The sequence below is a fragment of the Pseudomonas sp. Pseusp16 genome, from assembly GCF_047324915.1.
Lineage (GTDB): Bacteria > Pseudomonadota > Gammaproteobacteria > Pseudomonadales > Pseudomonadaceae > Aquipseudomonas > Aquipseudomonas fluorescens_CD.
On sequence record NZ_CP168522.1, the window covers coordinates 5,320,418 to 5,334,355 of the forward strand.

13 protein-coding genes are annotated in these 13,938 nt (G+C 60.8%); 8 read left to right on the forward strand and 5 right to left on the reverse strand.

What is annotated here, in order from left to right:
• Nucleotides 1-6: 6 nt before the first annotated feature.
• The 3 genes from ACEN8Q_RS24080 to ACEN8Q_RS24090 form a co-directional block, all read right to left on the reverse strand.
• On the reverse strand, nucleotides 7-2,850 hold the full coding sequence (locus ACEN8Q_RS24080) for a class I adenylate cyclase (RefSeq protein ID WP_413703822.1): 2,844 nt from the start codon (nucleotides 2,848-2,850) through the stop codon (nucleotides 7-9).
• Nucleotides 2,851-3,043: 193 nt separating this feature from the next.
• Nucleotides 3,044-3,289 carry a TIGR02647 family protein gene (locus tag ACEN8Q_RS24085; RefSeq protein ID WP_057398707.1) on the reverse strand — a complete coding sequence of 82 codons (246 nt, stop codon included), beginning with the start codon at nucleotides 3,287-3,289 and terminating at the stop codon, nucleotides 3,044-3,046.
• Nucleotides 3,290-3,500: 211 nt separating this feature from the next.
• Nucleotides 3,501-3,797, reverse strand: a complete 297-nt coding sequence (locus ACEN8Q_RS24090) for a hypothetical protein (RefSeq protein ID WP_008015502.1) — start codon at nucleotides 3,795-3,797, stop codon at nucleotides 3,501-3,503.
• 124 nt (nucleotides 3,798-3,921) lie between these two features.
• Between ACEN8Q_RS24090 and ACEN8Q_RS24095 the strand changes: the two genes are divergently transcribed.
• A complete protein-coding gene (locus ACEN8Q_RS24095) occupies nucleotides 3,922-4,581 on the forward strand; it encodes a glutathione S-transferase family protein (RefSeq protein ID WP_413703823.1) in 660 nt (219 codons plus the stop codon).
• A gap of 115 nt (nucleotides 4,582-4,696) precedes the next feature.
• Here ACEN8Q_RS24095 and argH read toward each other — a convergent pair whose 3' ends face one another.
• Nucleotides 4,697-6,091: an argininosuccinate lyase gene (gene argH / locus ACEN8Q_RS24100; RefSeq protein WP_413427687.1), complete on the reverse strand. Its 1,395-nt coding sequence runs from the start codon at nucleotides 6,089-6,091 to the stop codon at nucleotides 4,697-4,699.
• 529 nt (nucleotides 6,092-6,620) lie between these two features.
• On the opposite strand from argH, the gene ACEN8Q_RS24105 reads away from it, so the two are divergent.
• The 7 genes from ACEN8Q_RS24105 to rsd all read left to right on the forward strand — a co-directional run bounded on the left by ACEN8Q_RS24105 (nucleotide 6,621) and on the right by rsd (nucleotide 13,073).
• Nucleotides 6,621-7,367, forward strand: a complete 747-nt coding sequence (locus ACEN8Q_RS24105; protein WP_008015500.1) for a LytR/AlgR family response regulator transcription factor — start codon at nucleotides 6,621-6,623, stop codon at nucleotides 7,365-7,367.
• A gap of 138 nt (nucleotides 7,368-7,505) precedes the next feature.
• Nucleotides 7,506-8,447 (forward strand): hydroxymethylbilane synthase, encoded by a 942-nt coding sequence (hemC, locus tag ACEN8Q_RS24110; protein WP_413427688.1) that lies wholly within the window; start codon nucleotides 7,506-7,508, stop codon nucleotides 8,445-8,447.
• A complete protein-coding gene (locus ACEN8Q_RS24115; RefSeq protein WP_413427689.1) occupies nucleotides 8,444-9,211 on the forward strand; it encodes a uroporphyrinogen-III synthase in 768 nt (255 codons plus the stop codon). The genes hemC and ACEN8Q_RS24115 overlap by 4 nt, the downstream gene beginning before the upstream one ends.
• Before the next feature lie 16 nt (nucleotides 9,212-9,227).
• On the forward strand, nucleotides 9,228-10,388 hold the full coding sequence (locus tag ACEN8Q_RS24120) for a uroporphyrinogen-III C-methyltransferase (RefSeq protein ID WP_413427690.1): 1,161 nt from the start codon (nucleotides 9,228-9,230) through the stop codon (nucleotides 10,386-10,388).
• Nucleotides 10,385-11,623, forward strand: a complete 1,239-nt coding sequence (locus ACEN8Q_RS24125; RefSeq protein ID WP_413427691.1) for a heme biosynthesis protein HemY — start codon at nucleotides 10,385-10,387, stop codon at nucleotides 11,621-11,623. Before ACEN8Q_RS24120 ends, ACEN8Q_RS24125 begins: the two co-directional genes overlap by 4 nt.
• 262 nt (nucleotides 11,624-11,885) lie before the next feature.
• Nucleotides 11,886-12,437: a disulfide bond formation protein B gene (locus tag ACEN8Q_RS24130; protein ID WP_413427692.1), complete on the forward strand. Its 552-nt coding sequence runs from the start codon at nucleotides 11,886-11,888 to the stop codon at nucleotides 12,435-12,437.
• 177 nt (nucleotides 12,438-12,614) lie between these two features.
• Nucleotides 12,615-13,073, forward strand: a complete 459-nt coding sequence (gene rsd / locus ACEN8Q_RS24135; protein WP_413427693.1) for a sigma D regulator — start codon at nucleotides 12,615-12,617, stop codon at nucleotides 13,071-13,073.
• A 59-nt stretch (nucleotides 13,074-13,132) separates the two neighbouring features.
• Here the strand turns inward: rsd and ACEN8Q_RS24140 are convergent, their stop codons facing one another.
• Nucleotides 13,133-13,798: an FKBP-type peptidyl-prolyl cis-trans isomerase gene (locus ACEN8Q_RS24140; protein ID WP_413427694.1), complete on the reverse strand. Its 666-nt coding sequence runs from the start codon at nucleotides 13,796-13,798 to the stop codon at nucleotides 13,133-13,135.
• Nucleotides 13,799-13,938: the final 140 nt, after the last annotated feature.

Genomic DNA, 13,938 nt, shown 5'->3' on the forward strand with positions numbered 1-13,938 from the left:
ATCCCCTCAGACCTGCCCGAGCGCCTCGTTCAATGCGCGCTCCAGGTCAGCCTTGTAACGCAGGTACAGATGGGTGGAACTCTGCCCTTCGCCGAGCAGGCCTGACAGGTCGAGGTCGGTGATGTAGCAGCGGTAGCGTTCGGTTTCCTGGCGCTGCCCGACGATTTCCCGGGCGACCACGCTGAACAGCTGGTCGCCATGCTCCAGTTCGGAAAACTCCCGTTGATTGCAATACAACGTCACCTGCACCTGACCCGGTGCGGCTTTGCCGACGATCGCCTGCACGTCATAGAACGGTTTGTTCATCGGCGTCTGTGGTATCGGCCGGGTTTCAATGCGGCGCGCGCGGCCAGGGCCTGACGGCAGCAACTGGCAATACAGGGTGTCGAGGTTCAGCGGGTGGGCGGCGTCCATCGGCAACAAGGCATCGCGACGGTACTGGATCGATTGCAGGAAGCGCTGCAGCGGTACCAGCAGGCTTTGCTCGTCGTGCCAGGGCAGGCGTTGCTGCCACAGGGCATTGAACTCATCGAGTACGTACACATCAGCCTGATCTTCGTTGACCCGGTAGAACACTTGAATGCAGTCCGGCTGGCCCGTGGGCAGGAACAGCGCAAGGTCGTGCTCTTCCAGTGCCTTTGGGTCCAGGTGAAGCGGGCTGTAGCTCACCATTTCTTCGCCCAGGTAATCGATCAGCGCCGGCAGAGTGGTCAGCGCGATGTGTTGGACCTGGCCCGGCACCAACTCCAGAACGTGGTAGTGCTGCTGGACCTGGATCAGGTAGCGATGATTGAGCCGGCTCAGCAGCAGGTTCTGCGCGGTATCGAGAATTTCTTCCACCCGTTGGGCGATGAACTGCGCACGGTTATGGCAGAAGCAACGCACCCGCAACTTCGGCTGCTGCGGCCCGGCCGGCAGGTTGTTGAGGTAGTCGCGGATGCAGTCGAGCAGGGCGTGGGGGCCGTCGTAGCGGCCGACCAGCACTTCGTTCCAGCTATTGAGCGTGACCTGGTCCAGGGTCAGGACCAGATTTTCCCGGACGCCAGCGTAGCTCAGGGAGTCGGTGCGCTCGGTGGTCATCAGGATATTCAGGTCGCGATGGTGCTTGAGCGGATCGATGCCGACGTTGACCAGAATCAGCACTTCACTCGGTACGCTGGCACGCAACAGAGGTTCTTCGGCGACGGTGGGCAAGGGCAGGGCGATGGTCTGTTGCAGGCTACCGAGCAGGTTGAACAGTTCGAATTCGCTCAAGTCGCTGGTGCCGGGATGCAAGGCCAGGCGGGTGCTGCTGTCGATCACGCCATTGCGGTGGCACCAGGTCAGCAGTTCCAGCAAGTGACGGCTGCGCTTGATCGGTGCGAAATGTTCCCATTCCAGCGCCGTCAGGCTGCCGTTGTACAAACCCCACAGGCTTTGTCCCGGTTCTTTCTTGTTCGCTGCGTGCACCAGCGTCAGGGTGTCTTCGGCCAGGTCCGGGGCGATGCCGGGGTTGATGAACTCGACTTTGCCGGCCTTGCGCTCGAAAGCGGCATGCAGTCGGCGTCCGAGGACGCTCAGGTCGCGCTTGTTGATGCGACTGACCGTCTGTTCGTGACGGGCAAACTGGGTGAGGAAGCGATAGCTGTAGTTCAGCTCGTTGACCAGCGCCCGTCGCTCGGCGCTGACCTGGCGGACTTTCCACTGACTGCGGCTGTCGAGCAGAGCCAGTTGCCGCTGGTCCCAGTGCCATTCGCGGGCGAGGCGCTCAAGCAATGAACGTTGCCAGCTCTGGGTGCGGCTGCTGCCGGTCAGCTTGCGATTGACCTTCAGGTACAGCGCACGACGCACCAGTTCCAGCCGTTCCGGTTCGTTGCGGGCGAGCAGGTATTCTTCGATGCGCCGGTACACCACGACGTACGGATCCAGCTCGTCGAGGTCGAGGCGGTTGGCGAACACCGCTTGCTTGAAGCGCAGGCTCAGGCAATGGACCCTGGGGTGTTCGCTGGCGTAAACCTCGGTCAGCAACAGCTTGAGCACCGACTTGTACGGCGACTCGATGCCCTTGAACAACTGCCAGAGCCCGGCACCGATGAATTCGCCGGGCGGGATGAAGGCCAGGTTGCCGAGGTCGAGGGTTTCATCGGCGCGGATAAAGCGTTTGGAAATCAGGGTATGGGTGTAGCGGTCGTAGCTCGACTCTTCATAGACCGGCACCAGCCACCAGATCGGTGTACGCCCGGCCAGCCAGATCGCGGTGCGGTAAAACTCGTCCAGCAACAGGTAGTGCTGGGTGGTGCCGCAATCCTCCGAACTGAGCTGGGTATCGCGCTCGCCGCGGACGAAACGGCTCGGGTCGACCAGGAAAAAGTGCGCTTCGGCGCCCTGGCTGGCGGCCCAGGCTTCCAGCAGCTGGCACTTTTTGCGCAGTTCGGCGAGTTCACTCTCGGTCAGGTCCGGCCCATGGCAGACCCACACATCCATGTCGCTCTGGTCGGCTTGTGCCAGGGTGCCGAGGCTGCCCATCAGGAACAGTCCGTGAATCGGCCGGGGCGGGTTGCTGCCGTGGCGCGGCTTGTAGGAAAACGAGCGGGTCAGGCGCTGGGCTTCAGCGAGGACATTGGCATCCGGCTCGAAATTCGACAGCCCGGCCGGCGTACTGCCGGAAACGTAGCCGGGCAGCAGCGGATGATTGACGTGGAAAAACAGCGGCAGCAAGGTCAGGACCCCTTGCTGGCGGGTCGACAACCCTTCCATGGCACGAGCCATGCGTCCTTCGTTGAGTTTCAGAAAGCGTGCGCGCAGCTGGCTGAGAACCTTGCGGTCGATTCCCTCGTCCAGATCAGGGCGGATTTCATGGGTGCGGGTCATGTCAGCTCAAACCGGCTCGCAGGGCTCGGACGTGGGAGTCTCAGGTGAGGGGCAGTTTAGCGCCTCGGCCACGGGACTTTTAAGCTGATTTTGTATTTCTGGCGTCAGACTTCTATCGCGTCGCGACAGCGGGCAACAAAATGCGCCCGCGGAAATCCTTCAGCAGGGGTTTCCGTGGGCGATGCGGGGGAATTCAGGCTGTTTCTTCGGCTCTCAGAATGGTGAGCACGGTTTGCACACTTTGCGCGGCGTCACGACCCAGGCTGGTGAGATAGCCGCCATCAGGCTGGTCGATCAGATCTTTTTCAAACAGGCGTTTGGCAGCGGCAATGGCTTTCGGGGCAGCGGTCTGATGAATTTTCAAACCTTCCTGGGAACTGTCCAGGTTGAAGAGTGCGAGGATTTCCAGTTCGGCAACCAACTCAGGGGTAAGCGACATAGGGACTCCAGACTTTCTAGGAATTGGGCGACAGCGTCCCTAAGGTGAACCCGCTTGTGCGGCATGTCCAGTGCTTGCGGCAGGGTTTTTTCGCTTCTGTAGGAGCGAGCCTGCTCGCGATGGTCGTCAACGATGACGCGTAAAACCAGATGTCCCGTGGCGCTCTCGGGTTTTTCGCGAGCAAGCTCGCTCCTACAGGGGGGGCGTGGGCTTATTGCTTTTCCGGTGGCAATTCGGGCAACGCGCGCAGTGCAGCTTCGTACCATTCGGTGTTGAACGCGCGGTCTTCTTCGAGGATCGCGTCGATTTCTACCGCCAGAACGTGGGCCATCAAGTTGAGGATCTCTTCCCGCTCGTAACCCACCAGCGTCAGCTTGTTGAACGTCGCCTTGGCGGCTGGCGGGTTGTCGCTTTCGATTTGATTCTCAATGGCTTCGATCAGCGTGTTCTCGGCGAACTCTTCTTCGTCGATGTCGTCTTGGTTGGTATCGGGGGTCGGCTCGCTCATGGCAGGCTCCTCAGGGAAAGGTGGCCAGTTTACCCGCATTCAGCCGCGTGATGCTGCTGGCAAGAATCCCGGCAGCGTTCTATAAACAGGCACTGCCCACCCCGCATGGCCTGGAGGCTTTGTGATGATCAAGCTTTATGGATTCTCCGTCAGTAACTACTACAACATGGTCAAACTGGCGCTGCTGGAAAAAGGACTGCCCTTCGAAGAGGTGCCGTTTTACGCTGGCCAGACACCTGAAGCGCTGGCCATCAGTCCACGCGGCAAGGTACCGGTGTTGGGTGTTGAACAGGGCTTCATCAATGAAACCAGCGTGATCCTCGAATACATCGAGCAAACTCAGAAAGGCAAACCACTGCTGCCGAGCGATCCGTTCGAGCGCGCTCAGGTGCTGGCACTGGCCAGGGAAATCGAGCTGTACATCGAATTGCCGGGGCGAGCCTGCTTCGCCGAAGCGTTTTTCGGCACGAGCGTGCCGGAAGCGATCAAGGAAAAAACCAGGGCCGAACTGTTGCTGGGGATGGCAGCGCTGGGCCGGCATGGCAAATTCAGCCCTTACGTGGCTGGCGACAGTTTGAGCGTGGCGGATCTGTATTTCCTGTTCAGCGTGCCGCTGGCGTGTGGGGTCGCCAAGAAGTTGTTTGGCATCGATCTATTGGCCGAGATGCCGAAGGCCAAGGCGTTGCTGGAGTTTTTGGGGGGTAATCCGAATGTGCAGCGTGTGGCGGCTGATCGGGAAGCGGCGATGCCGGCGTTCATGGCGATGATTGCTGCCAAAAAGTAGTTCTGTGGCGTTTTGAAGTCAGTCATCGCGGGCAGGCCCGCTCCCACACTGGATTGTGTTTGCACATCAAACCTGTGGGGGCGGGCTTGCTCCGGGCGGCGAGCCGACGAAGCTTTTAGCGGCTGGCGAGCAGCGTCTGACCGCGCGCTACAGCAGCTTTCACCTGTGCCGGCGCAGTACCGCCGATGTGGTTACGGGCATTGACCGAGCCTTCGAGGGTCAGCACGGCGAACACGTCCTGATCGATCTGGTCGCTGAACTTGCGCAGCTCTTCCAGGCTCATTTCCGCCAGGTCCTTGCCGCTGTCCACGCCGTACTTCACGGCATGCCCCACAATTTCGTGGCAATCGCGGAATGGCAGGCCGCGACGCACCAGGTAGTCGGCCAGGTCGGTAGCGGTAGAGAAGCCGCGCAGGGCCGCTTCGCGCATCATCGCGTGCTTGGGCTTGATCGCCGGAACCATGTCGGCGAAGGCCCGCAGCGAATCGCGCAGGGTGTCGGCGGCGTCGAATAGCGGTTCCTTGTCTTCCTGGTTGTCCTTGTTGTAGGCCAGAGGCTGGCCTTTCATCAGGGTCAGCAGGCCCATCAGTGCGCCGAACACGCGACCGGTCTTGCCGCGCACGAGCTCCGGCACGTCCGGGTTTTTCTTTTGCGGCATGATCGAGCTGCCGGTGCAGAAACGGTCGGGCAGATCGATGAACTGGAACTGCGCGCTGGTCCACAGCACCAGCTCTTCGGAGAAGCGCGAAAGGTGCATCATCGCGATGCTGGCGGCCGAGCAGAACTCGATGGCGAAATCGCGATCGGAAACATTATCCAGCGAATTGCCGCCAACCGCGTCGAAACCCAGCAATTGTGCGGTGTATTCACGATCGATCGGGTAGGTGGTGCCAGCCAGTGCCGCGCTGCCCAGCGGCATGCGGTTGGTACGTTTGCGGCAGTCGACCAGGCGTTCGTAGTCGCGGCTGAGCATTTCGAACCAGGCCAGCATGTGGTGCCCGAACGTCACCGGCTGTGCAGTCTGCAGGTGGGTGAACCCCGGCATGATGCTGGCGGCTTCACGCTCGGCCTGCTCCAGCAGGCCTTTTTGCAGGCGGGTGATTTCGGCCAGGATCAGGTCGATCTCGTCACGCAGCCAAAGACGGATGTCGGTGGCGACCTGGTCGTTACGACTGCGGCCGGTGTGCAGCTTTTTACCGGTCACGCCGATGCGGTCGGTCAGTCGCGCCTCGATGTTCATGTGGACGTCTTCGAGGTCGATGCGCCAGTCGAACTGGCCGGCCTCGATTTCACCCTGGATGGTCTTCAGGCCATCGATGATGCTGTCGCGCTCGGCATCGGTCAGCACGCCGACCTTGGCCAGCATGGTGGCGTGGGCGATCGAGCCCATGATGTCGTGGCGATACAGGCGCTGGTCGAAGGTGACGGAGGCGGTGAAGCGGGCGACGAAGGCGTCGACGGGTTCACTGAAGCGGCCGCCCCAGGACTGATTGGTCTTGTCAGTGCTCATGAATTCGCTCGTATCGGCTTGATGAAAGAAGGCGTGGAACGCTGGCGCGGATAATAACAGGGTTGCCAATCCTGTCGCTGACACTGGTCGACACGTTTTCACTGGACCTGTAGGAGCGAGCAGGCTCGCGATGATCCTGAGCGCGACGCGTGTATCCAGGATACCCGCGTTTTCGTTAACGCCCATCGCGAGCAAGCTCGCTCCTGCATTAGCGCAACGATATTTTTCAATTGAGCTGTATCGTCCCGGCAACCGTCTACAGTTGGACAATAGGATCAGCGCACTTCTCGGTGCAGCCGCTGACCATAAAAAAGAGTGGGGTGTTCATATTGCGTATCAGCAAACCCTGTGGCGATGTGTCGCCAATGCGGGCCTGGGCCGCCAGTTGCCTGGCAGATGAAAATTTAGCCGCCCGACCAGCGGCACTTTTTGACGCTCGGGCTAGTCTTAGCGTGGATCGCGGTGACAGACGTCACTTCACCTGTCTACGCTATCCTTGTGCGAGACTCACGCAGGAATCCAGCGCAATATGAATGTCCTGATCGTTGATGACGAACCCTTGGCCCGCGAGCGCCTGAGCCGAATGGTTGGCGAACTCGAGGGATACAGTGTCCTGGAGCCTAGTGCCACGAATGGCGAAGAGGCGTTGGCACTGATCGACAGCCACAAGCCGGATATCGTGCTGCTTGATATCCGCATGCCCGGCCTCGATGGCCTGCAAGTGGCTGCGCGGTTATGCGAACGCGAAACTCCGCCCGCCGTGGTGTTCTGCGCCGGGCCCGATGAATTTGCCGTGGAAGCCTTACAGGCCAGCGCCGTAGGCTATCTGGTGAAACCTGTGAGAACTGAACAGTTACATGACGCATTAAAGAGAGCCGAGCGCCCCAGCCGTGCCCAGCTCGCCGCCCTGACCCGCCCTGCTGCCGAAAGCGGCAACGGCCCGCGCAGCCATATCAGCGCCCGAACCCGTAAAGGGATCGAGCTGATTCCGCTGGATCAGGTGGTGTACTTCATTGCCGACCACAAATACGTGACCTTGCGCCACGAGGGCGGTGAGGTGCTGCTCGATGAGCCGCTCAAGGCCCTCGAGGACGAATTCGGTGACCGTTTCGTGCGTATCCATCGCAATGCACTGGTCGCCCGCGAGCGTATCGAGCGATTGCAACGCACACCCCTGGGGCATTTTCAGCTGTTCCTCAAAGGCCTCAACGGTGATGCGCTGATCGTCAGCCGGCGCCATGTGGCTGGTGTGCGCAAGATGATGCAGCAGCTTTAATCAGCTGTCCGCAGGTGAATTTCACACCCGATTGCCGGACATCCGGGGCCAGGGAGGCCGAGTAGTATCTGATACAAGTCAAAGTGGATTTGGCTGAGCTGTTATTATCTGCCGTATCTATTCAGTACGGATTGATCCATGTCCTCTCGCCAGATCCGCATCGCCACCCGCAAAAGCGCACTCGCCCTGTGGCAGGCCGAATACGTCAAAGCCCGCCTTGAGGCGGCTCATCCGGGCTTGCTGGTGACCCTCGTCCCGATGGTCAGTCGTGGCGACAAGCTGCTCGACTCACCGCTGTCGAAAATCGGCGGCAAGGGCCTGTTCGTCAAGGAACTCGAAACCGCGCTGTTGGAAAATGAAGCCGACATCGCCGTGCACTCCATGAAGGACGTGCCGATGGACTTCCCCGAAGGCCTCGGCCTGTTCTGCATTTGCGAACGGGAAGACCCGCGCGATGCCTTCGTTTCCAACACCTACACCAACCTGGATGAGTTGCCCCAGGGCAGCATCGTCGGCACCTCCAGCCTGCGCCGCCAGGCTCAATTGCTGACCCGTCGTCCGGACCTGGAAATCCGCTTCCTGCGCGGCAACGTCAACACCCGCCTGGCCAAGCTCGATGCCGGCGAATACGACGCCATCATCCTCGCCGCGGCCGGCCTGATCCGTCTGGGTTTTGAGGATCGCATCACATCGGCCATCAGTGTCGACGACAGTCTTCCAGCCGGTGGCCAGGGTGCGGTGGGGATCGAATGCCGCAGCGCCGACAGCGAAATTCATGCGCTGCTGGCACCCCTGCATCACCAGGACACCGCCACTCGCGTGACCGCCGAACGTGCCCTCAACAAGCACCTCAATGGCGGTTGCCAGGTGCCGATTGCCTGTTACGCCGTGCTGGAAGGTGAACAGGTCTGGTTACGTGGGCTGGTCGGTGATCCGAGTGGTGGCCGGCTGCTCAGTGCCCAGGCTCGTGCGCCGCGTGGCGATGCCGAGGCTCTTGGTGTGCAAGTGGCCGAAGACCTTTTGAGCCAGGGCGCCGACGAGATTCTCAAAGCGGTCTATGGCGAGGCTGGTCACGAGTGACCGGCTGGCGCTTGCTGCTGACGCGTCCCGCCGATGAGTCGGCGGCGCTGAGCAGTTTTTTGGCCGAGCAGGGGATATTCAGTAACAGTCTGCCGCTTTTGGACATCGTGCCGGTTGCGACCACTGACACAATGCACCAGGTGATTCAGGCGCTGGATCAGTTCTGCGCCGTCATCGTGGTCAGCAAGCCGGCCGCCCGGATCGGTGTCGAGCTGCTTGAGCGGTTCTGGCCAACGCCGCCCGCTGTGAAGTGGTTCAGCGTCGGTGCGGCGACTGCGCAGATCCTCGAGGATCACGGATTGGACGTGAGCTTCCCGGCAGAAGGCGATGACAGTGAAGCCTTGCTCGAACTTTCCCGACTGCGCGAGGCTATCGCACAACCCGATGCGCGAGCGCTGATCCTGCGCGGGGAGGGTGGGCGCGAGTTGCTGGCTGAGCGTTTGCGTGAGCTTGGTGCTAGTGTCGAGTACCTGGAGTTGTACCGCCGGGCATTGCCGGTTTACCCGCCGAAAGCGCTGCCGGAACGGATCCAGGCGGAACGCCTGAACGGGCTGGTGGTCAGCAGTGGACAAGGTTTTGAGCACCTGCATCAGTTGGCCGGCGATGCCTGGCCGCAATTGGCGCGGTTGCCGTTGTTTGTACCAAGCCCCAGGGTTGCCGAGCTGGCGTATGCCGCCGGGGCCAAAACAGTTGTGGATTGTCGCGGTGCCAGTGCCGCGGCCTTGCTGACGGCGTTACGGGAGCATCCCGTGCCCGTTTTCTAATGCAAAGGATGGATACGTGAGCGAAACAGCCTTGCCGAAAGATGACTCGCGACCGGTGCTTGATACACCTGTTGATGCTCCTGTTGATGAAATGCCGCCGCCACCTGCTGCCGTGCAGCGTCGAGGCAATGGTCTGGCTATCGTCGCGCTGCTGCTGGGCGCGGCCGGTGTTGCGGTTGGCGGTTGGGGTGTCTGGCAGGTGCGTCACCTGCAGGCCAATAACCAGCAGCAACTGAGCCAGGTTCAAGCGTTGAATGACCAGGCGCAGAACCTCAAGCTCAATGAGGAACGCTTGAGCGCACGCCTGGCGCAATTGCCTGCCGCCGATGAGCTGGAAGCGCGCAGTCGCCTGGTGATCCAGCTGCAAGGTGATCAGCAGCGTTTGAACCAGCGTCTGGAAACCATACTCGGTGCCAGTCGCAAGGACTGGCGCCTGGCCGAAGCCGAGCATTTGCTGCGTCTTGCCAGCCTGCGACTGTCCGCCTTGCAGGACATCAGCAGCGCCCAGGCACTGGTCCAGGGTGCCGACGAGATACTGCGCGAGCAGAACGACCCAGGCGCCTTTGCCGCTCGCGAGCAGGTGGCCAAGACCCTGGTTGCCCTGCGCAGTACCGGGCAACCGGATCGTACCGGGCTGTTTCTGCGTCTGGGCGCGTTGCGCGATCAAGTGGCCAGCCTTACCGAGCTGGCGCCGGAGTACAAGGACCGTGGCGATTCGTTGCTGGGCCTGACTGCCGATGGCGACGGTGCCAGTCGCTGGGCGCAATGGTGGGATCAGATTTCGCGCTACATCCGTATCGATTTCAATGCCGATAAAAACGTTCGCCCATTGCTGGCCGGCCAGAGCCTGAGTCAGGTGCGCCTGGCCCTGAGCCTGGCGCTGGAGCAAGCACAGTGGGCCGCGCTCAATGGTCAGGCGGCGGTTTACTCCCAAGTGCTGGACGAAGCGCGGGACATTCTCAAAGGCAACTTCAACCCGGACAACGCGCAAAGCAAAGTCATGCTTGAGCAGGTGGCCGAGTTGAGCGAGCAGCCCGTCACCGTTGTCACGCCGGATATGACCGGCACCCTGAGCGCGGTGCAGGGGTATCTGGAGCGGCGCAACGTCAACGCCGAAGATTCGGTCAAGCCATTGGCCAAGCCTGCCGCGAACACCGCGCCGGAGGCCATGCCATGAAACGCCTCTATGTGATCGTGTTCCTCGTGATCGCCGCTGCCGCTGCGCTGGGGCTGGCGATTGCAGAACATTCCGGCTACGTGCTGATTGCCTACAAGACCTTCCGCTATGAGTCGAGCCTGTGGGCTACTTTGGCGCTGGTGGCTGTGCTCTGGCTGGTGATCTGGGGCATCAAGTCGCTGGTCGAACTGCTGATGGCTTCCAGTGGCGTGGTCAATCCGTGGTCGCGACGTAACCGTAGCCGTCGGGTGCAGGTGGCGATCGAGCACGGTCAACTCGACCTGGCCGAGGGGCGCTGGGCCAGCGCGCAGCGTCACTTGCATCGGGCTGCCGAAGCCGAGCGCCAACCGCTGCTTTACTACCTCGGTGCGGCCCGTGCCGCAAACGAACAAGGCAATTACGAAGAAAGCGACAACTTGCTGGAGCGTGCCCTGGAGCGTCAGCCTCAGGCCGAGTTGGCGATCGCTTTGAGCCACGCCCAGTTGCAGACCGACCGCGGTGATACCGAAGGCGCCCTCGCCACCCTGCAAGCCATGCGTGAACGCCACCCTCATAACGCACAGACCCTGCGTCAGTTGCAACGCCTGCTTCAGCAGCGTGGTGACTGGTCGACAATGATTCGCCTGCTGCCGGAGCTGCGCAAGGACAAAATCCTGCCGGCGGCCGAGCTTGCCGAACTGGAGCGCCGGGCCTGGGGGGCGAACCTGTCCCTGGCGGCGCAACGGGAAGAAGACGGGACGGTGGGGCAGCAATCGCTCGAACGTGCCTGGCAACAACTGACCTCGGCACAGCGTCAGGAGCCGCAACTGGTGCTCGCGTATGCCGAACAACTGCGTCAGTTGGGGGCTCAGGTCGAAGCCGAAGAAGTGCTGCGCACTGCTCTCAAGCGCAGCTACGACAGTCACCTGGCACGGCTCTACGGGCTGGTTCGCGGCAAAGATCCGGCCCGTCAGTTGCAGGCTGCCGAAGGTTGGCTCAAGGAGCATCCGGCCGATCCTGGTCTGCTGTTGACGCTGGGCCGTCTATGCCTGCAAAACAGTTTGTGGGGCAAGGCCCGGGACTATCTGGAAAGCAGCCTGCGTGTACAACGCAATCCGGAAGCCTGTGCGGAACTGGCGAGGTTGTTGGCGCAAATGGGCGATACCGAGCGCAGCAACCAGCTGTTTCAGGAAGGCCTGGGGTTGTTGGATGAGCGCTTGCTCGCCGCCCCTCTGCCGGTGCCGGCCCGCGCTTGACCCATACGCTGGCGCCAGGCTCCGGCGTCTGAGCGATGACCTGCGGCGAGGCAGAAATCTTCCTCGCCGCAGTAGATGATCGGTTGAAATTCAGTTGCCAGATTTCGTCGCAGGCAAAGTCCTACAGGGGACTACATCTTATCCTCTCGCCTGCGTCGGGATTTCCCTACACCTGTGCTGAAGTCTCCGTGGGCACTTGCCTTGAAAGGCCTTCGCGCTTTCCTCTACCGTAATGGTCTGTCACTACTTTTACGGAAAAGCCATGTCTTTGGCCTGCTCACGCTCCTTGTTTTTCATGGCTTTCGTTGCGGGTGCCCTGGCAATGGGCGTTTCCTACTACCTGGAATATGCAGTGGGCCTGCGGCCTTGCGGCTTGTGTCTTGTGCAACGGTTTTGTCTGGCGCTCTTTACCGGTGTCTGCCTGATGGCTTCGGTCCATGGCCCCGGTCGCATCGGAAACGTTCTGTATTGGCTGCTCGGTCTTGGTTGCAGCCTGGCCGGCACTGTCACGGCGTGGCGACAGGTCCTGCTGCAAAGCCTACCGGCGGAACAGGCAACGGCGTGCTCGACCCATCTGACAGATCTGTTGGTCAGTTCGCCCTGGCTATCCGTCGTACAGCAAATGTTCAAGGGCGCTGCCGATTGTGTGGAAATTTCCTGGACACTGTTTGATCTGAGTCTCACAGAGTGGAGCCTGCTGTTCTTCGTCGCTATGTTGATTCTGGCCGTTTACCAGTCGTTGCGACTGGTCTGGATCAGCTATCAGCGACCACTCAGCGGCGAGTCGTCGCACCGGGCCTTTGCGGGCGATTAAACACTTGTATGAACTTTATCTCGTGCGTACCTTGAAGCTGGTGTCGCGCGGGCATAATCTGGCCCGCACGTGTCATTGGAATTATGTTGCTCGATGACGCTCTGCCTGACCGCCCACTGACGTAACAAGAGGCGAACGGGCATAGAGCAGCTGACCCACAAGGGAAGAGAGATCACCATGCTCGAAAGTTGTCAGAATGCTCAGGAACGCTGGGGTGGAGTGCACCTGCTTATTGATCGCTGGTTGCAGGAGCGCAAAGAGCTGATCGATGCCTACGACAAGCTTGGCGCAAAACCTGAGGCGCTCGGTGAGGATCGTAAACCCTTGCAGGAATTCTGCGGCGTGCTGGTCGATTATGTATCGGCCGGGCACTTTGAGATCTACGAGCAACTGACGGGGGAGGCCAAGGCCTTCAACGACAAGCGTGGCCTGGAGCTCGCCGAGACGATCTACCCGCGGATCGACGTCATCACCGAAAAGCTGCTCGCGTTCAATGACCTGTGCGATGCAGGAAAGTGTGTCGCCGAAGAGTTCAAGACACTCGGCGGCCTGTTGCACGAACGCTTTGAGCTGGAGGACTGCCTGATCGAAGTGCTGCACACAGCCCACAAGGAAACCGATTCGGTTCAGGCCTGAAGCGCTTCCTGCAAGATCCCGAAACGGCGTGCCAAGGCACGCCGTTTTCGTTTGTGTCGTCAGCCGGTAGCACCGCGCAGTTCGACTTCGAACACCAGTGGAGTGAACGGCGCGATCACGTCGCCGGCACCGTCGGCACCATAGGCCTGGGCCGATGGAATCACCAGTCGCCATTTCGCCCCGACCGGCATGTTTTGCAATGCGCTGCGCCATCCGGCGATCACGCTGTCGAGACTGAACCACTGTGGCTGACTGTTCTGATCGAACACCGTGCCGTCGGGCAAGCGACCGATGTACAGCACCTGCACCTTGCCGTTCGGTCCGGCCTTGGCGCCAGTGCCCGGCGTCAACTCGGTCAGCAACACGCCATCAGCCAGTTCTCGCACGTCGGGTCTGGCTTTCTCGGCGGCGAGAAAGCGCTGTTCTTTTTCCAGTGCCATTTCGCTTTGCGGCTCGGCTGACTGCATGGCAATCCGGGCTTCATGCTCGGTCAATATCTGCTGGATCTGCTCGTCCTTCAGCGCCAGCGGCTTGCCCTGATAGGCCTGCTGCAATCCTTCGACCAGTGCCTGGAGTTGCAGGTCGGGTGCCTCCTGGCGCAAGCGTTCGCCAAGGCTCGCGCCCAGGCTGTAAGCAAGATCGTGGGCTTCATTTTCCTGTGTTGTTGCGGCGGCCTGGGCCGCCGAAAAAAACACGCACAGCGATAAAAAAAGGTAGCGCGACATGGGCACTCTCCGACCTGAATTGCGGGCGATTATGCCAGCGAGAATGCGCGCAACGGTGAACTGCTTTTGCTTCGACGCAGAAGTTTTTCGGTCCTTTGCAACGCAACGCTTTCGATAGTGTCAACATGCCCTAGCGGCGG